Raw genomic sequence first — 22,789 nt, 5'->3', positions numbered from 1 at the left:
GTTAGTCGGCGCGGGGGAGCGACAGGATGAAGCGGGCGCCTTCGCCCGGTGCGCCGCCGATTCGGATGTCGCCGTGCATAGCCCGCGCGAGGCGGCGCGAGATATAGAGGCCGAGGCCCGACCCGCCCGCATCGTCGCGGCCGAGCCGTTCGAATTTCTCGAATATGCGTTCGCGGTCGGCGAGCGCCACGCCCTGCCCCTGATCGATCACCATGATGCGCGCTTCGCCGGGCGCGGATTCGGTAACGATGCGGACCTGCGTGTCTTCGGGCGCATAACGCACGGCGTTGCCGATGAGGTTGACGAGAATTTGCAGCACGCGGCGAAATTCGCCGGTGGCGGGCAGGCTCATATCCTCGGGCGGCGGCAGGATGGTGATGCGGCGATCGAGCGCCTTGACGGTGAGCAGCCCCGCCGCGCGCCGTCCCAGATCGGCCAAGTCGACCTCTTCGGCGATGACCGCGAAATCGGGCCGGTCGATCGCCTGAAGATCGGCGAGATCATCGACCAGCGCCATCAGGTGCCGCCCGGCCGAAGCGATATCCTTGGCATAGCCCGCATAGTCGGGGCGAAGCGGCCCATCGCGTTGCGCGCTGATGGTATCGGCATTGGCGATGATCCGCCCCAGTGGCTGGCGTAGAGACCGGTCGAGCCGTTTGCCGAATTCGCCGGGATAGAGCGTGACGGGCGCTTCCTCTACCTGCGGCGCTGCGACCGCGCGTTCCAGCGGTAGCGCCGTGCCGCGATAGCCCAGGAGCTGGCCCGCAAGGTCGAACAGAGGAATGGCTGACAGACGGAACAGGCGGGCGGGATGGCCGACCAGCGCGGCGTCCTGATCGCGAAAGGCGCGCCGCTGGGCAAAGCCGCGCAGCATCGCCATGTCGCCATCGGCATCGGGGCGCAGGTCGAAATAGGCGGAAAAGCGGCTGCCTGGCAGCGGGGGATCACGCGGCAGCGCGCCCTGCGGCCCGCCATTGTCCATCGCCATTTGAAAGCGCAACTGGGTGTCGACTTGCCAAGTCCAGCCTTCGGCCAGGGTGGCGATGTCGGCTTCGCGGTCGATCGGTTCGACCGTCGCGAGCGGGATCGGCCGTTCCTGCCAATCGATGATCGACAGCGACACGCCCGCGCCATCGGGCTTGGCGCGCACCCACATGTCGATATCGCCGCGCTCGGCGGCGGCAGCGACGGGCCGCGAGACGGGGACGCCCAAGCGCTGGGTCAGCCGGGCGATGGCGGCGAGTTGGGGGATGACGAGCAGGGTGCCGAGAGTGCCCCCCGCCTCTTCCTGCAACGCGAGCAGCGGCGCGTCGGCGCTCAGCAACCGTCCGTCACTGGCGACGGATGCGCGCACGATGGCCGGATGGAGCGGCATGTTCAACGGGCGGTGACTTGCAGCAGATGGTCGAGCTTGGCGCGGAAGGGCGCGGGCGTGCGCAGGGCGCTGACCGCCGCATCGGCTGCCATTTCTGGCAAGTCGCGATAATGGGCCGACGCCTCGACAATGGCGAGGTCGGACAGAGCGGGGCGAATCGGGCGGAGCGACAGCAGCAGATGGCGATAATCGGCATCCGCCCCGCCCAGCGCCCGGCACAAAGTCGCGATCTGCGCCACCGGACCCATCACCAATATGTCGATGACCTGCATCGCCCGCATCCGCAGCCGCCGCGCGGCAAGCGCGGCGAAGAGCAGGAAGCGCCGCTGATCGAGCGCTGCGCCGAGCAGGTCGGGCGCATCGGCCGCCGCGCCCATGCCGCGCACCAGCCGTTCGGCTTCGGCAATCGGGCTGACGCTTTCGTCATGGTCGGCGAGCAAGGCCCAGCCGGATCGTTCGAAGGCGACGAGCAGAGCGTCGCCCGCCTCCCCCGCGCCACGCCGCGCGATCGATGCGAGGCAGGCGGCGGCGGTCCAGACGAGTTCGGCATGATGTTCGGCGGGCAGGTCGGGCCGCATCGGCTGATCCTCGCCGCCGCGTGCAATCCAGCGGCCCTCGGCCAAAGTGAGCGCCGAGACGGCATTGCCGATCAGGGGATCGTCGGCGCGCAGCAGCGGTTCGCCCTCTTCCTCGGTAATGTGGTCGGCACCGGGCTGGCCGAACTGGCGCAGCATCAGCGTAACGCCCGCGCGCATCTGCATGTGGGCGAGCAAGGCGGGGCTGAGCATAGCGGGCTGATCGCAGAGCATCCGCCAGCAGACGGGATCGGGCCAGGGCGACAGCGCGGTGGCGATGGCCGGGGCATGATCGAGCGAGACGCGCAGTGCCATTTCGATCGCGGTCAGGCAGCCGCCCAAATGCCGCCGCGTCTCCGCGATCAGCGCATCGTGGCGCGGGCGTTCGTCCGTCGGAAAGAAAAAGGCCAGGTCGATGGCATGACCAACCGGCACGGCGGACATGCCCGCCATGACTCGCGTCATCGGCCAGCTATCCGTCATTGTCGAACCGGCAAGGGACGAAAAGACGCTCATGCGGTGCAGCATAATCGCACGTCCTTAAAATGCACTAAACCGTCCGCAGGAAATCTTTATGCACGTCGCCGTAAAATGATCGCGCCGATCGAGGCGATGGCGAGCAGCATGGCGACGCGCAATCCCTGCGCCAGCACGCCGAACAGGCCGGTCGCGACCATCAACAGCAGCGCACTGGCGGGGGTGAAGATCATCCACGGCCGGGCTTCGCCGCTGCGCCCCTGCCGGTCGGCGACCAGGATGATCGCCAGCAGCAGCGCGAGATCGACCGCGAGCGGACTGCGGCCCGCCAGGACGATGCCGACCAGCGCCAGGATCGGCGTGGCGAAGGCGAGCGCGCCCGCAGGCGGCGGTCGCAACGCCATGGCGTCGAGCCGATCGGCGAGTTCGGCGAGCAGCAAGGCGATCAATAGCATGCAGAAGCCGGTCAGCGGCCAGAGCAGTTCGATCGGCACGAGCGCGACGGCGGCGAGCGCGATGGCACTGACCCGGACCTGAAAAGCGGGCACCTGCATCCGCATCAGTGGGGCGCTGGCCATGCGGGCGAGCGGCGCGAGGACATAATGTTCGATGCCGCCGCGCGTCTGCGTGCGCGAGACACCAGCGGCCGTGACCGCCTGCGCCACCAGATCGGCCTGTTGCTGGCTATCGACGATGGCGACGCGACCTTCGAGCAGGTCGTCCTGCGGCGCGGTGATGCGGCGGGCGCCCTTTTGCACCGCGGCCCGCACCAGCGTCAGCGACAAGTCCCAGTCGCCGATCATGTCGAGCGTGTCGAACATCAAAGCGGGGCTGATCCGGGCCACACCCGCCCAGCGCTGGCCTGCATCGATACGTTCGAACGGGGCGCTGGCGCGGGTGTCGTCGGCAACGAGCAGCGTGTTGCCCTCGCTCGCGCCCAGCGCATCGACATGGGCCTGCGCCACGATCGCTCCGTCAGCGACCAACAGCACGTCGGCATCGCGCGGCACATCGCGCACCATCGATACCATGTCGCGCACAAGTGCCACGGCAATGCCGTCTGCGCTCAAGCGATCGACCGCCTGCGACACGGCGGGGGTGATGACGCTGACCAGGATCATGATTCGGTCGGCACCGGCCCGCGCCGCCTGCCGCGCCTGATATTCGATCAGCGTCTGGCCCGCGAAATGCAGGCTGGCGCGCAGACCGGCTGGCGTATCGGCCGTCGTGCGGCTGGCGCTGAGAATCGCGGAAAAACTCATTCTTTTATGCTTGTCGACCCGTTGGCTGTTGGGACGACCTTTTCGCAAGGCAAAGGGTTTGACGCAAGCAAAGCCGTATCAGCTGTGCGGAATGTCCTGTTCAAGGCCCGCCAGGGCATGGCGCAACCGGCGCAGCGCGCGCGGATCGCCGGGCGCCGCTTGCGCCGCTTCGTCCGCCAGTGCCATCAACGATGTGAGGCCGAAACTGGCCGCCAACCCCTTCAATCGCCACGCCGCCAGCGCCCAATTGGCATCGCAGCGGGCCCGGCCGAGCAGATCGACCTGACGCGCCGCGCTTTCCATGAAGGCGACCCGCAAATCGGCGATCAACGCACGGTCGTCGCCAACGGCGGCTGCCAAAGCAGCGTCAAGGGCACCAGGATCATAGGACATGGCGACCAACGCTATCGAACGCGGGTTAAGTTTTGGTAACGGGGCATTCCCGCACGCAAAAAAGATGCTAGGATGAGGATATGACAGGGGGCAGCACAATCGTCGAGTTCTGGCGCGACGAACCATCGGAGACGCCTGCGCAAGCAGACGATATCCTGCTTTTGAACCAAGCCGTGCTGGACATCGAAGACGATGAGCCGGCCGCAGAGTCGGGCGAGGCCGGGATAGAGTCGGGCGAGGCCGGGATAAAGCGGGTTCGTATCATCTTGATGGGCGCGGCCGTGGCGTGGATCGGCTTTGCCGGCTGGGCGATGATCGCGTCGGGCGACCTGCGCGCCGGGCCGTCGGCATGGGCCAGTGCCATAGCAACGCTGCTGGTGCCGCTGACCTTGCTCGCCCTCATTTATCTGCTGCTAGTGCGCAACAGCCGGTCCGAATCGCGTCGCTATCTCGATACGGCGCGCGCGCTGCGGACCGAGGCCGACCTGCTGGAAATACGGCTGGGCCGGATCGCGACCCAGTTGGAAACCGCGCGCAAGAAGATGCAGGATCAGGCCGAACTGCTCGACAGCTATGGGGCCGCCGCCAGCAGCAACATGGAAGCATCGGCCGAATTGATCGCCAGCCGGGCGCATGCCAGTGCCGCGCGCGCCGAAGTCGCCGAACGCGCCGGTGCCGCCTTGATGGCGCAGATGCACGCGCTGATGGGCACGATCCCCGAACTGGAGGATCGCACGGGCCGCATGGCAGCGCAGATCATGGACAATAGCCATGCCCTGGGCGACCGGATCGACACGCTGGAAGCGCGATTGCATACGCTGGGCGAATTGTCGGATGAGGCGCGGACGCGCACCTTGTCGGCGACCAAGAGCCTGTCGAGCCAGTTGACCCAATTGCAGGAAGCGACCCGCTCAGCGAGCGAAGAAGTCACCGGCATGGCAGAGATCGCCGCGGGACGGATCGACGCCACCGCGCAAACCGCGCGCCAGGCAATGGACCGCACGCGCCAGGATGTGGAAGCGCAATCGGTGGCGCTGGTGGCGCTGGTCGACACGGCCCAGGCCGGTGTCAGCAGCACCAGTGAAACCGCCCGTAACGCGCTCATCGCGGAACTGGATCATGCCCAGGCTGCTCTGGAAGAGCGGCTGGCCATCGTCAGGCAGACGATGGATCGCACCCGTGCTGATGTCGATGCACAGACTGCAGCACTGGCGACGTTGATCGATACGGCGCAAGCCGGTGTTAGCAGCACCAGTGCTGGCGTCCGCCAGACCCTGATCGAAGAATTGGACCATGCCCACGCCGCATTGCAGGTCCGGCTGGATGCCGCCAAGCAGGCAATGGATCTGACCCGCGCCGATATCGAAGCGCAATCGGTGGCGTTGGTCGCCATGGTCGATTCGGCGCAGGCTGGCGTGGCCAGCACCAGCGATGTCGTCCGCCAGTCTTTGGTCGCGGATCTGGACCATGCTCAGGCTGCGTTGCAGGTCAGGCTGGATGCCGCCCGGCAGGCGATGGATCGCACGCGCGCCGATATCGAAGCACAATCGTTGGCGCTGGTCGCCATGGTCGATTCGGCGCAGGCTGGCGCGGCTACCACCAGTGAAACCGTCCGTCAGACTTTGGGCGCGGATCTGGACCATGCCCAAGCCAATTTGCAGGAGCGGCTGGACGGGCTGCTGGCGCAGGTCGAGACGGCCATGGCGACAGCCGACGAAGGCTTGTCTCGTCGGGCCGATACGCTAAGCGCGCTGGTCACCGCAGCGGAGGCCGGGATTGGCAGCGCCAGCGAGGGGGTGATCGCCGTCCTGACGCGCGACATGGACAAGATCGAACAGGATCTGCGCGAACGGATGGGCGATGCGCTCGATCGGGCGCAGGCCGCCTTGAGCCAGACCGATGCCAGCCTATCGAACCAGGCTGCGGCACTGGATGCCCTGATCGCCCGGTCGCGCGAAAGCCTGGATGCGATCGGCAGCGATACGATCATCGGCCTGAGCGACTCGATCGGTGAAGTCGAAGGGCGCCTCCACCAGATCAACGATTTGGTGGAAGGGCAGAAGGCGTTGATGAACAGCCTGCATGACGGGCTGAACGACACTATCGCTGGAACCGAAGGCAAGTTCGCGACGCTGGAAGAAGCAGCGCTGGCACGCAGCGAACGGATGACCGACGCACTGACTCGCCTGACGGGCGAGACACAGCGGATCGACGGTGCGCTGACGGCCGGTGGCCTGACGGCGGACAAGCTGATCGGTAGCGCCGAAACCTTGCTCGTGGCGCTGGATTCGAGCGTGCGAGAACTGGATGAAACCTATCCGGCCGCACTGGATCGGTTCGATGCGCGGATGGAACAGAGCCGTGCCCTGCTGGGCAGCGCGACACCCGAACTGGAACGACTGGAGGCAATTTCGCAGGCGTTGGCCGGCCGCGCCGAAGAGGCCGAGTCGCTGCTGCGCGGACAAGGCAGCCGCCTGACCGAATGGCTGGAAAGCACGCAGAGCGGATTGGAGGCCAATCGGCAATTGGTCGATCGGCTGCGCGTTGCGCTGGACGGCGCGCATCAGGATGCGACGCGGATCACCGAAGGGGCCGGACCACTGCTCGTCACCGCCTTGTTGCGGGTCAAGGACACCGCCGATCAGGCCGCCGAGCGCGCGCGGCAGGCATTGTCGCGCGCCATTCCCGACGCCGCCCAGCAATTGGGCGATGCCAGCGAAGCGGCAATGCAGCGGGCGTTGGGCGACAGGGTCGCCGAACAGATCGAACAGGTCGCCAAGGTGGCCGAAGAAGCGATCAAGGCCGCGCATCAGGCATCGGAACGGCTGACCCGTCAGTTGCTGACCATCGCCGACACCAGCGCGACGATAGAGCAGCGCATCGCGCAGGCCGAACAAGCATCGGAGGATCGCGACCGCGACCATTTCGCGCGTCGCTCCGCCGCCTTGATCGAATCGCTCAACAGCACCGCGATCGACGTCGCCAAGATATTGTCCAACGACGTGACCGATACGGCCTGGTCGGCCTATCTAAAGGGCGATCGGGGCGTATTCACGCGGCGCGCGGTCAAGCTGCTGGATGCGGGCGAGTCGCGGGAAATCGCGCTGCATTATGACGATGATGCCGAGTTCCGCGATCATGTGAACCGCTACATCCACGATTTCGAATCGATGCTGCGGATCATCCTGTCGGCGCGCGACGGCAATGCGCTGGGCGTTGCGGTGCTGTCATCCGACATGGGCAAGCTCTATGTCGCGCTGGCGCAGGCGATCGAGCGGTTGCGGCAATAGGGCGAGATGGCGTTCCCCGGTCTGCGCCGGGGAATGGCTTCGGCTCAGCGCGTGCCGCTATATTTGGGCAGCATGTCCGCTGTCACCCAACCCTGCACATAATTGGCATAATAAAGGCCGAACAGGATCGATGCCAGGATCGTCGCGCGCAGGGCGACGCGGCCGGGGCGGAAGTTGCTGGGGGCGCTGTCCGCCTGCCCCTTCAGCATCACCTCGCCCGTTTCGTCGGGCGTGCGGATGCCGAAGGGAAGCATGACGAAGGCGCAGACGACCCACATCAGAAAATAGATGGCGAAGATGGCGTAGAGATTCATGCGCGCCTGATTAGGCGCGAATGAGCAGTACGTCCACTATCGGCTTCTTGCCGGTCCAGCGCGTCGCCGTCCGGCGCACGGCGAGGCGAACCCGCTCGCGCACGGCGTCATCCTCCAGCGACCCCTTGGGGATCACCGCCGCCGCATCGTTCGATGCTTCGGCAAGGAAGGCGGCCTTGTCTTCCTCCACCGGCACGCCCTGGGTGCGCAGCGTCGGCTTGCCGATCATCTTGCCCTTGCGGTCGATCGCCACGGCGACGCTGATCTGGCCATGCAGGCCCAATTTGCGCCGTTCGTTGATGGTCGCGCCATCGGCCGGCAGGATGACATCGCCATCCAGCACCAGGCGTCCGGTATCCTGCTTGCCGATAATCTCCGGCGCGCCGGGGGCGAGGCGCAGCAGGTCGCCATTGGATTGGACCGGGGCGTGGCGAATACCGCTGGCCAGCGCCAACCGGGCTTGCTCGGCCATATGGCGGCGTTCGCCATGAACGGGGAGCAGGATTTCGGGCCGTATCCAGCGATACATGGCTTCGAGTTCCGGGCGCCCGGGATGGCCCGACACATGGACTTCGGCCTGACGATCGGTGACCATCAGCACGCCCGACATGGCGAGTGCATTTTGGATGCGGCCGATGGCGATTTCATTGCCGGGGATCTGCTTGGAAGAGAAGACGACCAGGTCGCCTTCGGCCAGCTTGATCGGATGGCTATCGAACGCCACGCGGGCGAGCGCGGCGCGGGCTTCGCCCTGCCCGCCCGTCGCGATGATCATCACCTCGTTGCGGGGCAGTGCCATCGCATCGTCCCAATCGACGGTCGGCGGGAAATCCTTGAGATAGCCGCTGGCCTTGGCCATGCCGATGATACGGTCGAGCGAGCGTCCGGCGACGCACACCTTGCGGCCCGTCGCGGTCGCGACTTCGCCCAGCGTCTGCACGCGGGCGGCGTTGGAGGCGAAGGTGGTGACGAGGACGCGGCCCTTGGCCCCGGCGATCGTTTCCATCAACCCTTCGCGCACATCGCCTTCGGAACCGCTGGCCTTGTCATTAAAGACATTGGTGCTGTCGCAGACCATGGCGAGGATGCCTTCGTCGCCGATGGCAGTCAGTTCCTTGGGGGTCGCCGGTTCGCCGAGCAACGGGCGCTCGTCGAGCTTCCAGTCGCCGGTGTGGAAAATCTTGCCGTGCGGCGTGTCGATCAGCAGGGCATTGCCCTCCGGGATCGAGTGGGCGAGCGGCACATAGCGGAAGCCGAATGGCCCCAGATTGAAGCTGCCTTCATTCTGGATCACATGGAGTTTGACCTCCTTGGTGAGGCCTTCTTCCTCCAACTTCAGGCGGATGAGGCCTGCGGTGAAGGGCGTCGCATAGAGCGGCACGCCCAAGTCCGCGGCGAGATAGGGGATCGCGCCGATATGATCCTCATGCCCGTGCGTCAGCACGATGCCGAGCAGATCCTTGCGCCGTTCCTCGATGAAGGTGAGATCAGGCAGGATCAGTTCGATGCCGGGATAGGTGGGGTCGCCGAAGGTCATGCCGAGGTCGACCATGACCCATTTGCCCTGGCAGCCGTAAAGATTGACGTTCATGCCGATCTCGCCCGACCCACCGAGGGCCAGGAAGAGCAGCTCATCCTTGGGTGTCATTATGCTTGTAAACTCCGTTCGTGCATCAGCGCGAGGCCCTGAATCGTCAGATCCGGCGCGATCGCATCGAAAATATCGCTGTTGTCGTTGAAGAGGACCGCTAAGCCCCCCGTCGAAATAACCCTGGTCGGGCGGCCAATTTCGGCCCTCATGCGGGCGACCAGCCCCTCCATCATGGCTACATAGCCCCAAAATACGCCAATATGCATCTGCGCCTCGGTCGTCCGCCCGATCACCGAACGATTTTCCGGTGGGGCGATCGCGATCCTCGGTAGCTTCGCGGCGGCTGCTACTAGCGCATCGAGCGAGAGATTGATACCCGGCGCAATGATGCCGCCTTTATAGGCCCCGCTATAGTCGATCACGTCGAACGTCGTCGCAGTGCCGAAATCGATGACGATCAAGTCGCCGCTATAAAGATGGTGCGCGGCGATGGCGTTTACAACCCGGTCGGCCCCGACCGATCCCGGCTCCGCCACATCCAGTTCAATGCCCCAGTCAAGCGGTGCTTGCCCCGCGATCAGTGCGGTCGTGCGGAAATATTTTTCGGCCAAAACCTGCAGGTTATGGAGCGCGCGCGGCACCACCGTCGCGATGATGACGGTGTTGACGTCGGCAATCTTATAGCCTTCGAGCATCAGTAACTGGTTGAGCCAGACGGCATATTCGTCGGCGGTGCGGCGCGCGTCGGTCGCGATGCGCCAGCGCGCGCGGATGTCCCGCCCGTCGAGCAGCGCGAAAACCACATTGGTATTGCCCGCGTCGATCGCGAGGAGCATGGCCGGTCCTTGGGTCAGATGAGAAAGATGTCACCGGCGTGAATGGCACGGCTCTGCCCGTTCGCCAAGCGCAGGATGAGCATGCCCTGGCGATCGAGCGTATCGAAAGCGCCTTCCACCGTAATGCCGTCGGGTTGTTGCACACGCATCGGCGTACCGGTGGGGTGGGCGTTGAGCAGCCAATGGGTACGCACCGGGTCTAGCCCCTGCGCGCGCCAGATGGCGAGCCAATGAGCGAAAATCTGGGCCAGTCGGTCGAGCAGCGCCCCGGCATCGGAATCGACCACGCCCTGAGCGCTCAGGCTGGTGACGGGACGGTCGAGATTGACCGGATGGTCGGTGACGTTGATACCGATGCCGACGATGATGGCGTCACCGGTGCGTTCGAGCAGGATGCCCGCGATCTTCGCGCCGTCGACCAATATGTCATTGGGCCATTTGATCCGCGCTTGTCCGGCACATAGCGGCGCAACAAGGGCATGAACGGCGTTAGCCGCGACCAGTGCCAACGTATGGGGTAGCGGGTCGCTTGGCTGCAGGCGGACCAGGGTGGAGCAATAGAGATTGCCGACCGGGCTGTCCCATGTGCGGCCCATACGCCCCCTGCCCCCGCTCTGCCGACGGGCACGCAGCCAGCTGCCTTCGCTGATGCCGGTATCGACCAATGCCAGCATGTCGGCATTGGTCGATATGGTATCCTCGACGAGGCGTATGTCGGTCAGAACAAGGACGCCGCCGCGGCAGCGCTCGCCTGATCCAGCATGGGGTTGAGCAGATAGCCCAGCACGATGACGGCAGCGCAAGCGGTCAGGATGATATTCTCGACCGCGCCACCCTTTGCCTCATAGGCAGCGGTGGGCTCGTCGAAATAGATCGTCTTGATAATCTTGAGATAATAGAAAGCGCCGATCACCGAAGCCGCAATGCCGACGGCGGCCAGCGCCGTCAGGCCCGCCGCGACGGCGGCATCGAACACCAGGAACTTGGCCCAGAAACCGAAGAGCGGCGGAATACCGGCCATCGAGAACATGAAGATGGCGAAGGCCGCGGCCAGACCCTTGCGCGATTGCGACAGGCCCGCGAGGCTGGCGATCGTCTCGACCGGCTTGCCGTCGGCATCGCGCATCTGGAGGATGCAGGCGAAGGCACCGATCGTCATGATGACGTAGATCGCCATATAGCTCATCGTCGCGGCGACACCGGCGGGTGTGCCGCAGGCGAGGCCGATTAGCGCGAAGCCGACATTGTTGATCGACGAATAGGCCATCAGACGCTTGATATTGCTCTGACCGATGGCGGCGACCGCACCGAAGATGATCGAGGTCAGCGCCACGAAGATCACGATCTGCTGCCAATCCAACCCGGCCGGGCCGAGCGCCTCGATCGCGACGCGCACGGTCAGGGCGATGGCCGCAACCTTGGGCGCGCTGGCGAAGAAGGTCGTGACCGGGGTCGGCGCGCCTTCATAGACGTCGGGCGTCCACATATGGAACGGCACGGCGCTGATCTTGAAGGCGAGGCCCGCGAGCACGAACACCAAGCCGAACAATGCTCCCTTGCTGACACCGCCATCCAGCGCAACGGCGATGCCGTCGAAGGTGGTGCTGCCGGTGAAGCCATAGAGCAGCGAGATGCCATAGAGCAGGATGCCGCTCGCAAGCGAACCCAGCACGAAATATTTGAGGCCCGCTTCGGACGAGCGCCCATCCTGCCGCATGAAGCTGGCAAGGACATAGGAGGCCAGGCTGTTCATTTCGAGGCCGACATAGAGCGTCAACATGTCGCCCGCCGACACCATCATGCCCATGCCAACGGCGGCAAAGACGATCAGGATCGGATATTCGGGACGCAACATGCCATCGGTCGAGAAGAAACGCGGTGCCAGCAGAATAGCGGAGGCGGCCGCGCCATAGATCAACGCCTTGGCGTAAACCGAGAAGGCGTCCGCGCGATACAGCCCATCAAACGCATCGGGGCCGTGAGCCAGCGAGCAAAGCAGCGCAAAGCCAGCGCCGATCAGCGTCACCACCGACAGGCTGTTGACCAGGCGCGCAGTGCCGTCTCCGCCGAAAGCGGCGATCATCAAAAGGATCAGGCCCCCAACGGTCAGCACGAGTTCCGGCATGACCGCCAGGAGGGAAGTGGAGTCAATCATCAGTGCGCCTCCCCCGACGCTGAATGTGAGGGCGCAGAGGCGTCTCCATGATGGGCTTCGCCAGCAGGCTTGGGCGCGCCCAGCTTGATCTGAGCATCGCCTGCCGGTGCGGCGGGCGCGAGGCGGGCTTCGAGCGCAACGATGTCAGGACGCATCGGGGCGAGGAAGCTTTCGGGATAGATGCCCATCCACAAGACGACGGCGGCGATGGGGGCGAGCAGCCACAATTCGCGCGCCGACAGGTCGGGCATGGCGGCCGCGTCGGCATTGACCTGCTCACCATAGCAGATGCGACGGTAGAGGTAGAGCATATAGGCCGCGCCAAGGATGATGCCCGTGGTGCAGACCAGCGCAACCCAGGTTGATGCCTGATAAATACCCATCAGCGCCAGAAATTCACCGACGAAGTTGGACGTGCCGGGCAGGCCGACCGACGCCATGGTGAAGAAGAGGAACAGCAGCGCATAGCGCGGCATGTTGATCGACAGGCCACCATAGCGCGCGATCTCACGGGTATGCAGTCGGTCATAGATGACGCCGACGCACAGGAACAGCGCGCCCGCGACCAGACCATGGCCCAGCATCACCATCATCGCGCCTTCGATGCCCGCCTGGTTGAAGGCGAACAGACCGACGGTCACGATCGCCATATGCGCGACCGAGGAGTAAGCGATCAGCTTCTTCATGTCCGACTGCACCAGCGCGACGAGGCTGGTGTAGACCACCGCCACCATCGACAGGCCCCAGACCAAAGGCGCGAGCTGCGCCGAAGCTTCGGGGAACATCGGCAGCGAGAAGCGGATGAAGCCATAGCCACCCATCTTCAGCAGCACGCCCGCCAGGATGACGGAGCCTGCCGTCGGTGCCTGAACGTGCGCGTCGGGCAGCCAGGTGTGGACCGGCCACATCGGCATCTTGACCGCGAAGCTCGCGAAGAAGGCAAGGAACAGCCAAGTCTGGACCGCAGGATCGAAATTATAGGCCATCAGCGCCGGGATTTCGGTCGTCCCTGCTTCATGCACCATCCACATCATCGCGATCAGCATCAGGACCGAGCCGAGCAGCGTGTAGAGGAAGAATTTATAGCTGGCGTAGATGCGATCCGCACCGCCCCAAATGCCGATGATGAGATACATCGGGATGAGGCCGGCTTCGAACATGATATAGAAGAGGTACAGATCCTGCGCCGCGAAGACGCCGATCATCAGCACCTCCATGAACAGGAAGGCCGCCATATATTCGCCGACGCGCTTTTCGATCGCGCGCCAGCTGGCACCGATACAGATCGGCATCAGAAATACGGTCAGCGCGATCAGCATCAGGGCGATGCCATCGATGCCGAGCGCCCAGGCGAATTTGCCGAAGATCGGCGCATATTCCTGAAACTGCCACTGCGCGCCGCTGCCCGACTGGTCGAAATTCGCCCACAGGGCCATGCCCAGCACGAAATCAATGAGGGTCGCGATCAGCGCGATCCAACGCGCGTTGTTCGCGCCCACGAACAGACAGGCGATGGCCCCCGCCATCGGCACTGCCATCATCAGGGAAAGGATGGGGAAGCCGTCCATTATCGTGTCATCGCCCAGGTTGCGGCAGCGGCGAGGCCAATCAGCATCACCAGCGCGTAGGTGTAAAGATAGCCGGACTGGAGCCGACGGGTCACTTTATTGCCCTGCACGACCAGCGCAGCCAGACCATTGGGTCCGAAGCGGTCGATGAAACCGACGTCACCGAACTTCCAGAAGAAGCGGCCGATGGCGAAGGCAGGCTTCACGAAGAGCAGGTTGTACAGCTCGTCGAAATACCATTTGTTGAGCAGGAAGGTGTAGAGGACACCGAACTGAGCCACGAAGCGCTGCGGCCAGTCGGTGTTCTTGATATAGGCAAGCCATGCGATGGCAAGGCCGGTCAGCATCACCGTGAAGGGCGAGAATTTGACCCAGGTCGGCACTTCATGCGCGGCGTGCATCAGATGGCTGTCGAACGCCAGCGACCCCTGCCAGAAAGCGATGCCGCCTTCCGATCCGATGAACTGGTCGTGGAAAACGAGGCCGGCGAACACCGCGCCGATGCTCAGCACGATCAACGGCACCAGCATGACCCAGGGACTTTCATGCGGATGATAGCCGCCAGTCCCGGTTGCGGGCGCATGGTGGTGATCATCATGCGCGTGATCGTCATGATGAGCGTCATGGGCGTGGGAGTCATGCAACGCATGCTGGATATGTTCGGATGCGGCCCAGCGCGGCTTGCCGAAGAAGGTCAGGAACACCAGACGCCAGCTGTAGAAGCTGGTGAGCAAGGCCGCGAACACGCCGACCAGGAACGCCCCGGTCCCGGCCCCGCCAGCGGCATAGGCCGCTTCGAGGATACCATCCTTCGAATAGAAGCCCGCAAAACCAATGCCGATGATCGGCAGGCCAACGCCGGTGATGGCGAGCGTGCCCAGCGTCATCGTCCAGAAGGTGATGGGGATGCTTTTGCGCAGGCCGCCATAATAGCGCATATCCTGTTCATGGTGCATCGCATGGATGACCGAGCCTGCGCCAAGGAACAGCAGCGCCTTGAAGAAGGCGTGGGTGAAGAGGTGGAACATCGCCGCGCCATAGGCACCGACACCCGCAGCGAAGAACATATAGCCCAGCTGCGAGCAGGTCGAATAGGCGATGACGCGCTTGATGTCGGTCTGCACGGTGCCGACGGTCGCCGCGAACAGACAGGTCGCCGCGCCGACATAGGTGACGACGGTCAGCGCCGTTTCCGAGGTTTCGAACATCGGCGACAGGCGGCACACCATGAACACGCCCGCGGTCACCATGGTCGCCGCGTGGATCAGCGCCGACACAGGGGTCGGGCCTTCCATCGCGTCCGGCAACCAGGTGTGCAGGCCAAGCTGCGCCGACTTGCCCATCGCGCCGATGAATAGCAGCAAGCATAGCACCGTCATCGTGTCGAAGCGCGCACCAAGGAAGCCGATGGTCGAGCCCGCCATCGACGGGGCCATTTCGAGGATTTCGGGGATCGAGATGGTGTTGAACACCAGATAGGTGCCGAAGATGCCCATCATGAAGCCAAGGTCGCCGACGCGGTTGACGACGAACGCCTTGATCGCGGCGGCATTGGCGCTGGGCTTGCGGAACCAGAAACCGATTAGGAGATAGGAAGCAAGCCCCACCCCTTCCCAACCGAAGAACATCTGCAGCAGATTGTTCGCGGTAACGAGCATCAGCATCGCGAAGGTGAAGAGCGATAGATAGGCGAAGAAGCGCGGCTGATCCGGCTCTTCATCCATATAGCCCCAGCTATAGAGGTGGACGAGGCTGGAGACGCTGGTGATGACCACCAGCATGACCGCCGTCATCGTGTCGACCCGCAGCGCCCATTGGGCGTCGAAGCTGCCCGACTGAATCCAGGTGAAGAGCGGCGCGACATAAGCCTGCCCGTCGCCTGCGACGAACGACAGGAAGATGGGCCAGCTCAGCGCGCACGAGATGAACAGCGCGCCGGTGGTGATGATCTTGGCCGGCAGCTTGCCGAGCGTCTTGTTGCCAAGACCGGCGATGATGGCTGCGAGCAGCGGAAGAAGGACGATAAGCTGGATCATGTTGTAAGGCTCAGCCCTTCATCCGGTTGACATCGTCGACGGCGATGGTGCCGCGACCACGGAAGTAAATGACGAGGATGGCAAGGCCGATGGCCGCCTCACCCGCCGCGACGGTCAGCACGAACATGCTGAACACCTGCCCCACCATGTCGCCCAGGAAGACGCTGAAGGCGACGAGGTTGATGTTCACGCTCAACAGGATCAGCTCGATCGCCATCAGGATGATGATGATGTTCTTGCGGTTGATGAAGATGCCCAGCACCCCCATCACGAACAGGATGGCGCTGACCACCAGATAATGTTGAAGGCCGATCACAGCTCCACCCCCTGCCCTGTGGGCTGATTGATATTGCGGACCGCGTCCTGCGGACGGCGGCGGTTCTGCTTGGCGATATTCTGGCCCTTCACGCCGCCACGGGCACGGTGGGTCAGGACGATCGCGCCGATCATGGCGACCAGCAGGACGAGGCCCGCCGCTTCGAACAGGAAGATGTAGCGGGTATAGAGCAACGTCCCCACCGCCTTGATGTTCGACATATCCGGGTCGGTGGGCGCGGCGCGCTGCGCCAGCTCGATCGGACCCGCGCTCCACAGACCGATGCCCAGCACGATCTCCGCCAGCAGCACCAGCGCGATCAGCAGGCCGAACGGCAGATAACTGACAAACCCGGCGCGCAATTCGGCAAAGTCGATATCGAGCATCATGACCACGAACAGGAACAGCACCGCGACCGCGCCGACATAAACGATGACGAGCAGCATCGCGATGAATTCGGCGCCGATCAGGATCATCAGACCCGCCGCGTTGAAAAACGCCAGGATCAGCCACAGCACCGAATGGACCGGATTGCGCGACAGGATGGTGAGCGCGCCGCTGCACACCACCAAAATGGCGAACAGGTAAAAGGCAAGCACGTGAATCACTGGATCAATATCCCCTTAGGCCGCGCGGCTTAACGATAGGGTGCGTCGGCGGCAAGGTTCGCGGCGATCGCCCGTTCCCACTTGTCACCATTTTCAAGAAGCTTGGCCTTGTCGTAGATCAGTTCCTCGCGGGTTTCGGTCGCGAACTCGAAATTCGGGCCTTCGACGACCGCGTCCACCGGGCAGGCTTCCTGGCAGAAACCGCAATAGATGCACTTGGTCATGTCGATGTCGTAGCGCGTGGTGCGCCGACTGCCATCCTCGCGCGGCTGCGCTTCGATGGTGATCGCCTGCGCCGGGCATACCGCCTCGCACAGCTTGCACGCGATGCAGCGCTCTTCCCCATTGGGGTAGCGACGCAGCGCATGTTCGCCCCGGAACCGCGGCGAAATCGGGTTCTTCTCATAGGGGTAGTTGATGGTCGCCTTGGGCTTGAAAAAATATTTCAAGGTCAGGGCGTGCGCCTTCACAAACTCCCAGAGGGTGAAGCTCTTGACGTAGTAACCGATACTCATTGCCTGATAGCCTCTTCCGTCTCCGCCGCGTTCAGCGGGGCCTGGGGCGCTTTCTTCACGTCGCAGAAACCGAGTATCTGCACATCCGGCTTAGGCCAATTCCGACGGATCAGAATAGCATATCTGTCCTCGCGGTCAGTCCTAATGGTTTCAACCTGAACAATCCGGCCAGTGATCGGGCCGGAGCGCCTCGACGCCTCGACCCTGCCTGGCCATGTTTCGCGCGGCCCGGTCTGAAACTCGAATCCGTCGAAAATACCAGCGGTGTCGCGGGCTACTTGTTGCCTCACCGGAGTGCGCGGCGTCCATGTAGATCCGTCGCTATTGACCTTTGTATAAGCACGCCCGCCGGTTTGGCGGACAACCAGATCATGCTGATGCCCCTGGGAATCGGAAATCCGACAGGTGGCATTAACGATGGGAATGGTCATCTGCGCCAGAGTTGGCGCCGGAGCAGGAGCGGGAACGGCAGCCTGAAGTGCGGTAACTAGCATCATCATCCCCCATACCTCGTCAGCATGAGGAAGCCCGAAACCAGGAAGACGAAGAAGAGCGAGGTAGGCAAGAAGATTTTCCAGCCCAGCCGCATCAGCTGGTCATAACGGTAGCGGGGCACCGTCGCCTTCACCCAGGAGAAGACGAAGAAGAAGAACAGTATCTTAGCGAACAGCCAGATAATGCCGGGCACATAATAAAGCGGCGCCCAATCGAACGGCGGCAGATAGCCACCCCAGAAGAGAATGGCGTTGAGCGCGCACATCAGGATGACGTTGGCATATTCGCCAAGCCAATAAAGCGCGAACGACATGGACGAATATTCGGTCTGATAGCCTGCGACCAGCTCGCTTTCCGCTTCGGTCAGATCGAAGGGCGCGCGCGCGGTTTCAGCCAGCGCCGAAATCAGGAACATGACCGCCATCGGGAAGAGCAGCGGGTTGAAGCCGTTGCCGTTAATGAAGCCGTAATAGCCCTTCTGGCTCTCGACGATGGCGCTCAGATTGAAGCTGCCCGCCCACAAGACCACAGTGATGATGATGAAGCCGATCGAGACTTCATAGCTGATCATCTGCGCGCTGGCGCGGATCGCGGAATAGAAGGGATATTTGGAGTTGGACGCCCAACCCGCGAGGATGATCCCGTACACGCCGAGCGAGCTGATCGCTAGAATGTAGAGCAAGCCGACATTGATGTCCGCCAGCACGACGCCGACATCGAACGGCACGACGGCCCAGGCCATCAGCGCGACGGTGAAGGTGATGATCGGCGCGATCAGGAACAGCGCCTTGTTCGACGCCGACGGGATGATGGTTTCCTGCAGGAAGACCTTGAGGCCGTCCGCGAAGGATTGCAGCAGGCCGAACGGGCCGACAACGTTGGGACCACGGCGCAGCGCCATCGCCGCCCAGATCTTGCGATCGGCATAGATGATCATCGCGACCGCCAGCATCAGCGGCAGGGCGATGACGAGGATGCCGATGATGGTCGACAGCAGCCAGGCACCCTCGAACGGCATGCCCAGATTTTGGAAGAAAGCGGTCATTATTCCTGAACCTCAAAACCGTTCGGGCTGAGCTTGTCGAAGCCCTCGCCTGAACGAAGTGAAGGCACCTCGCTACGCTCGGTGGAGCCCTTCGACAGGCTCAGGGCGAACGGAGTGATGATTTCCATCCTCATTCCGCCGCCTCCGCAAATTCGACGCCGTGGACCAGTTCGGCCGAGCATTGCTGCATCGTCGGGCTGGCACGGCAGATGGCGTTGGTGAGGTAGAAATCCTTGATCGGCGAACCGAATTCGCCGGTCGCGCCGGTCGGCAGCGATGGCATGGACCAGCCATAATGGGCGAGACCCTCGACGCCGAGCGCCGGCACGGCCTTGGCCATTTCCGCCCGCAGCGCCTCGAAGCTGTCGAAGGGCAGCTTGACGCCCATCACGTCGGACAAAGCGCGCAGGATCGACCAGTCCTCGCGGGCGTCGCCCGGCGCGAACACGGCCTTTTCGCCCCGCTGGACGCGGCCTTCCAGATTGACATAGGTGCCCGCCTTTTCGGCATAGCTCGCCCCCGGCAGGATCACGTCGGCGGCATGTGCGCCCTTGTCGCCATGATGGCCGACATAGACTTTGAAGCTGTCGGCGAAGGCGGCATAATCGACTTCGTCGGCGCCCAGCGCGAAGAGCAGCTTGGGCTTGGCCGCCGCGATCGCCTTGATCCCGCCAACGGTTGCGAAGCCGAGCATCAGCCCGCCCATACGCGCCGCCGCGAAATGCAGGACATTATAGCCGTTCCAGCCGTCCTTAATTAGGCCTAGCGTTTCGACAAGCGCCAGCGTGTCGCCATGCGCGCCATCCTTGGCCAGCACGCCACCGCCGACGATCATCGCGGGCCGCGCAGCCTTGCCGAATGCCTCGACCACCGCGTCCGGCAGCTTGCAGAGCAGCGATGCATCATTGCCCAGCCACTGCACCTTATAGGTCAGATCAAATTCAGGGCCGACGGCAAAGACCTTCGCACCCTTCTTGATCGCCTTGCGGATGCGCGTGTTCACCAGTGGCGCTTCCCAGCGCAAATTGGTGCCCACCAGCAGGATGACGTCCGCATCTTCCAGATCAGCGAGCGGCGTGTTGAACACCACCGACGACAGGCTCGACACGTCATAGGCGAGGCCCGTCTGACGCCCTTCGAGCATCGTACCGCCGAGCTTTTCGACCAGTGCCTTACCCGCGAACATGGTTTCGCAATCGAGCAAATCGCCCGCGATCGCCGCAACGCTGCCACCATGCTGAACCGCTGCGATCGCGGCGAACGCTTCGTTCCAGGTCGCGGGCACCAGCTTGCCGTCCTTGCGGACATAGGGCTTGTCGAGCCGCTTGCGGACCAGACCATCGACATTGTGCCGGGTCTTGTCCGACGCCCATTCCTCGTTCACGTCATCATTGATGCGCGGCACCGCACGCAGCACCTGACGGCCCCGGCTGTCGAGGCGGATGTTGGTGCCGACCGCATCCATCACGTCGATGGCGTGGGTCTTCTTCAATTCCCACGGCCGCGCTTCGAACGCATAGGGCTTGCTGGTCAGCGCACCGACCGGGCAGAGATCGACCACATTGCCGGACAGCTCGCTCTTGGCGGCATGTTCCAGATAGGTGGTGATCTGCATATTTTCGCCGCGATAGATGGCGCCGATTTCCGGCACGCCCGCCACTTCCTCGGCAAAGCGCACGCAACGGGTGCACTGGATGCAGCGGGTCATGACCGTCTTGACGATCGGCCCCATATTCTTCTCGGTCACCGCGCGCTTATTCTCGTCATAGCGCGACGCGCCGCGACCATAAGCGACCGATTGGTCCTGCAGATCGCATTCGCCGCCCTGATCGCAGATCGGGCAATCAAGCGGATGGTTGATGAGGAGAAACTCCATCACCCCTTCGCGCGCCTTCTTGACCATTTCGCTGTCGGTGCGGATGTCCTGCCCTTCGGCTGCGGGCAGCGCGCACGACGCCTGCGGCTTGGGCGGTCCGGGCTTCACTTCAACGAGGCACATGCGGCAATTGCCCGCGATGGACAGCCGCTCATGATAGCAGAAACGCGGAATTTCCTTCCCCGCCAGCTCGCACGCCTGGAGGACAGTCGCGCCCGCCGGGACTTCCAGTTCTACGCCGTCTACTTTGACTTTAGGCATATCAGTGTTCCGTATCCTGAAGGCCAAGGCGCTTCTCGATCAGATCGACCCGAATTTTCAGATCCGCAATATCGGATTGCATACCATAAATTGACGTCATGATACCGCGTTGGTGATCCTCCATCGCATGGAGGCGAATGCCCTGCGACGCCTGTTCACGCTTGATCGCGGAAATGTCACCCTGAATGGATTTCAGGATTTCCAGCATCAGGTCTGTGCGGTCATCGCTCACTCCGCCGCCTCCATGACAGGCATACCGCGCTCATTGATCCGGCGCTCGATTTCCGGCCGGAAATGCTTGATCAGGCCCTGGATCGGCCAGGCCGCCGCGTCACCGAGCGCGCAGATGGTGTGGCCTTCCACCTGTTTGGTGACCTGATGCAACATGTCGATTTCGGACAGTTCGGCCTCGCCGGTGCGCAGCCGTTCCATCACGCGCCACATCCAGCCCGTGCCTTCGCGGCAGGGGGTGCATTGGCCGCAGCTTTCATGCTTGTAGAAATAGGACAGCCGCGAAATGGCGCGGACGATGTCGGTGGATTTGTCCATCACGATGACGGCGGCGGTGCCGAGGCCGGAGCCGAGCGCCTTCAACCCGTCGAAATCCATCGGCGCGTCCATGATTTCGCGCGCGGGGACCAAGGGGACCGAGGAGCCGCCGGGAATGACCGCCAGCAAATTGTCCCAGCCGCCGCGGATGCCGCCGCAATGGCGGTCGATCAGTTCGCGGAACGGGATCGACATCGATTCCTCGACCACGCAGGGCTTGTTCACATGGCCGCTGATCTGGAACAGCTTGGTGCCGCGATTGCCCTCGCGCCCGAAGCGGTTGAACCAGGCCGCGCCACGCCGCAGGATCGTCGGCGTTACCGCAATGCTTTCGACATTGTTGACCGTGGTGGGGCAGCCATAGAGGCCCGCACCCGCCGGGAAAGGCGGCTTGAGACGGGGTTGACCCTTCTTGCCTTCCAGGCTTTCGATCTGCGCGGTTTCCTCGCCGCAGATATAGGCGCCCGCGCCGCGATGGACGAAGACGTCGAAATCATAGCCGGAACCGCAGGCATTCTTGCCGATGAAGCCCTTGGCATAGGCCTGCTCGACAGCCGCGAACAACACCTTGGCTTCGTAGATGAACTCGCCACGAATATAGATATAGGCGGCGCGCGCGCGCATCGCGAAACCGGCGATCAGCGCGCCTTCGATCAGCTTGTGCGGATCGTGGCGTACGATTTCGCGGTCCTTGCAACTGCCCGGCTCGGATTCGTCGGCGTTGATGACCAGGAAGCTTGGACGACCATCCTTGCTTTCCTTAGGCATGAAGCTCCACTTCATGCCGGTCGGGAAGCCCGCGCCGCCGCGGCCGCGCAGGTTCGACGCCTTGATGATGTCGATGATCGCGTCCTGGCCCAGGCTCAGCAGATCCTTGGTATTGTCCCAATCGCCGCGTTTCATCGCCGCGTCGATGGCCCAATCCTGAAAACCATGAACGTTGGTGAAGATGCGGTCCCTGTCCTCCAGCGGGCCGACGAACGGCGGCGGAGGAGGCGGCGCAGCGATTGCGGTGTCGTCGGCCATCAGCGGCCCTTTCCGATCAGTTTTTCAGCCACGAAATATGCGACAACGGCGAGGCCCAGCCCGATGACCAGCCCCAACACCGCGCCGATGATCTTGAGCGCGATCACAAAGACGATGAGGCCCAGGATGATGGCGACGAGAGCGCTCATGCGGCGGCCCCCGATACATCACATCCGTTGGTGTCGAGCGAAGTCGAGACACGCCCGCGCAGCGCTAACCGCTTCTC

At 63.5% G+C, this 22,789-nt stretch carries 22 protein-coding genes; 1 reads left to right on the top strand and 21 read right to left on the bottom strand.

Annotated elements, in window-relative coordinates; translation table 11 throughout:
* Position 1: 1 nt before the first annotated feature.
* The 4 genes from OVY48_RS19730 to OVY48_RS19715 form a co-directional block, all read right to left on the bottom strand.
* Positions 2 to 1,381: a HAMP domain-containing sensor histidine kinase gene (locus OVY48_RS19730; RefSeq protein WP_313924141.1), complete on the bottom strand. Its 1,380-nt coding sequence runs from the start codon at positions 1,379 to 1,381 to the stop codon at positions 2 to 4.
* Entirely contained in the window at positions 1,378 to 2,478 is a 1,101-nt protein-coding gene (locus tag OVY48_RS19725) for a hypothetical protein (RefSeq protein WP_313924140.1), read from the bottom strand. The genes OVY48_RS19730 and OVY48_RS19725 overlap by 4 nt, the downstream gene beginning before the upstream one ends.
* 44 nt (positions 2,479 to 2,522) lie before the next feature.
* A complete protein-coding gene (locus tag OVY48_RS19720; RefSeq protein WP_313924139.1) occupies positions 2,523 to 3,689 on the bottom strand; it encodes a hypothetical protein in 1,167 nt (388 codons plus the stop codon).
* A 78-nt stretch (positions 3,690 to 3,767) separates the two neighbouring features.
* Complete coding sequence (locus OVY48_RS19715) at positions 3,768 to 4,082, bottom strand: hypothetical protein (RefSeq protein ID WP_037477908.1); 315 nt, start codon at positions 4,080 to 4,082, stop codon at positions 3,768 to 3,770.
* A gap of 80 nt (positions 4,083 to 4,162) precedes the next feature.
* Here OVY48_RS19715 and OVY48_RS19710 point away from each other — a divergent pair, with 80 nt between their 5' ends.
* Positions 4,163 to 7,372, top strand: a complete 3,210-nt coding sequence (locus OVY48_RS19710; protein ID WP_313924138.1) for a hypothetical protein — start codon at positions 4,163 to 4,165, stop codon at positions 7,370 to 7,372.
* Between the two features lie 44 nt (positions 7,373 to 7,416).
* Here OVY48_RS19710 and OVY48_RS19705 read toward each other — a convergent pair whose 3' ends face one another.
* From OVY48_RS19705 to OVY48_RS19625, 17 genes are all read right to left on the bottom strand, one after another.
* Complete coding sequence (locus OVY48_RS19705; protein ID WP_037474004.1) at positions 7,417 to 7,686, bottom strand: DUF1467 family protein; 270 nt, start codon at positions 7,684 to 7,686, stop codon at positions 7,417 to 7,419.
* Between the two features lie 10 nt (positions 7,687 to 7,696).
* Positions 7,697 to 9,334: a ribonuclease J gene (locus OVY48_RS19700; RefSeq protein WP_037474001.1), complete on the bottom strand. Its 1,638-nt coding sequence runs from the start codon at positions 9,332 to 9,334 to the stop codon at positions 7,697 to 7,699.
* Positions 9,334 to 10,113, bottom strand: a complete 780-nt coding sequence (locus tag OVY48_RS19695; protein WP_069064724.1) for a type III pantothenate kinase — start codon at positions 10,111 to 10,113, stop codon at positions 9,334 to 9,336. The genes OVY48_RS19700 and OVY48_RS19695 overlap by 1 nt, the downstream gene beginning before the upstream one ends.
* 14 nt (positions 10,114 to 10,127) lie before the next feature.
* Positions 10,128 to 10,826, bottom strand: coding sequence for a biotin--[acetyl-CoA-carboxylase] ligase (locus tag OVY48_RS19690; protein WP_313924854.1), 699 nt, complete (start codon positions 10,824 to 10,826; stop codon positions 10,128 to 10,130).
* Between the two features lie 5 nt (positions 10,827 to 10,831).
* Positions 10,832 to 12,268, bottom strand: a complete 1,437-nt coding sequence (nuoN, locus tag OVY48_RS19685) for an NADH-quinone oxidoreductase subunit NuoN (protein ID WP_313924136.1) — start codon at positions 12,266 to 12,268, stop codon at positions 10,832 to 10,834.
* Positions 12,268 to 13,836: an NADH-quinone oxidoreductase subunit M gene (locus tag OVY48_RS19680; protein WP_313924135.1), complete on the bottom strand. Its 1,569-nt coding sequence runs from the start codon at positions 13,834 to 13,836 to the stop codon at positions 12,268 to 12,270. The genes nuoN and OVY48_RS19680 overlap by 1 nt, the downstream gene beginning before the upstream one ends.
* Positions 13,836 to 15,872 carry an NADH-quinone oxidoreductase subunit L gene (nuoL, locus tag OVY48_RS19675; protein ID WP_313924133.1) on the bottom strand — a complete coding sequence of 679 codons (2,037 nt, stop codon included), beginning with the start codon at positions 15,870 to 15,872 and terminating at the stop codon, positions 13,836 to 13,838. The genes OVY48_RS19680 and nuoL overlap by 1 nt, the downstream gene beginning before the upstream one ends.
* 10 nt (positions 15,873 to 15,882) lie before the next feature.
* A complete protein-coding gene (gene nuoK / locus OVY48_RS19670) occupies positions 15,883 to 16,188 on the bottom strand; it encodes an NADH-quinone oxidoreductase subunit NuoK (RefSeq protein ID WP_037473979.1) in 306 nt (101 codons plus the stop codon).
* Positions 16,185 to 16,796 (bottom strand): NADH-quinone oxidoreductase subunit J, encoded by a 612-nt coding sequence (locus OVY48_RS19665; protein WP_037473975.1) that lies wholly within the window; start codon positions 16,794 to 16,796, stop codon positions 16,185 to 16,187. The genes nuoK and OVY48_RS19665 overlap by 4 nt, the downstream gene beginning before the upstream one ends.
* A gap of 29 nt (positions 16,797 to 16,825) precedes the next feature.
* Positions 16,826 to 17,311, bottom strand: coding sequence for an NADH-quinone oxidoreductase subunit NuoI (nuoI, locus tag OVY48_RS19660; RefSeq protein ID WP_310222062.1), 486 nt, complete (start codon positions 17,309 to 17,311; stop codon positions 16,826 to 16,828).
* Positions 17,308 to 17,742, bottom strand: coding sequence for a hypothetical protein (locus OVY48_RS19655; protein ID WP_313924131.1), 435 nt, complete (start codon positions 17,740 to 17,742; stop codon positions 17,308 to 17,310). The genes nuoI and OVY48_RS19655 overlap by 4 nt, the downstream gene beginning before the upstream one ends.
* A gap of 65 nt (positions 17,743 to 17,807) precedes the next feature.
* Positions 17,808 to 18,851 carry an NADH-quinone oxidoreductase subunit NuoH gene (gene nuoH, locus OVY48_RS19650; RefSeq protein WP_313924130.1) on the bottom strand — a complete coding sequence of 348 codons (1,044 nt, stop codon included), beginning with the start codon at positions 18,849 to 18,851 and terminating at the stop codon, positions 17,808 to 17,810.
* Entirely contained in the window at positions 18,851 to 18,979 is a 129-nt protein-coding gene (locus OVY48_RS19645; protein ID WP_313924129.1) for a hypothetical protein, read from the bottom strand. The genes nuoH and OVY48_RS19645 overlap by 1 nt, the downstream gene beginning before the upstream one ends.
* A 2-nt stretch (positions 18,980 to 18,981) precedes the next feature.
* Positions 18,982 to 20,988, bottom strand: coding sequence for an NADH-quinone oxidoreductase subunit NuoG (gene nuoG, locus OVY48_RS19640; RefSeq protein WP_313924128.1), 2,007 nt, complete (start codon positions 20,986 to 20,988; stop codon positions 18,982 to 18,984).
* Position 20,989: 1 nt separating this feature from the next.
* Positions 20,990 to 21,220, bottom strand: a complete 231-nt coding sequence (locus OVY48_RS19635) for a hypothetical protein (RefSeq protein ID WP_037473960.1) — start codon at positions 21,218 to 21,220, stop codon at positions 20,990 to 20,992.
* Complete coding sequence (gene nuoF, locus OVY48_RS19630) at positions 21,217 to 22,563, bottom strand: NADH-quinone oxidoreductase subunit NuoF (protein ID WP_313924126.1); 1,347 nt, start codon at positions 22,561 to 22,563, stop codon at positions 21,217 to 21,219. The genes OVY48_RS19635 and nuoF overlap by 4 nt, the downstream gene beginning before the upstream one ends.
* On the bottom strand, positions 22,563 to 22,712 hold the full coding sequence (locus OVY48_RS19625; protein ID WP_171899191.1) for a hypothetical protein: 150 nt from the start codon (positions 22,710 to 22,712) through the stop codon (positions 22,563 to 22,565). Before OVY48_RS19625 ends, nuoF begins: the two co-directional genes overlap by 1 nt.
* Positions 22,713 to 22,789: the final 77 nt, after the last annotated feature.

Origin of the sequence: Sphingobium sp. SA2, assembly GCF_032227065.1 — a bacterium.
Lineage (GTDB): Bacteria > Pseudomonadota > Alphaproteobacteria > Sphingomonadales > Sphingomonadaceae > Sphingobium.
This window is presented reverse-complemented; position numbering and strand designations above follow the sequence as displayed.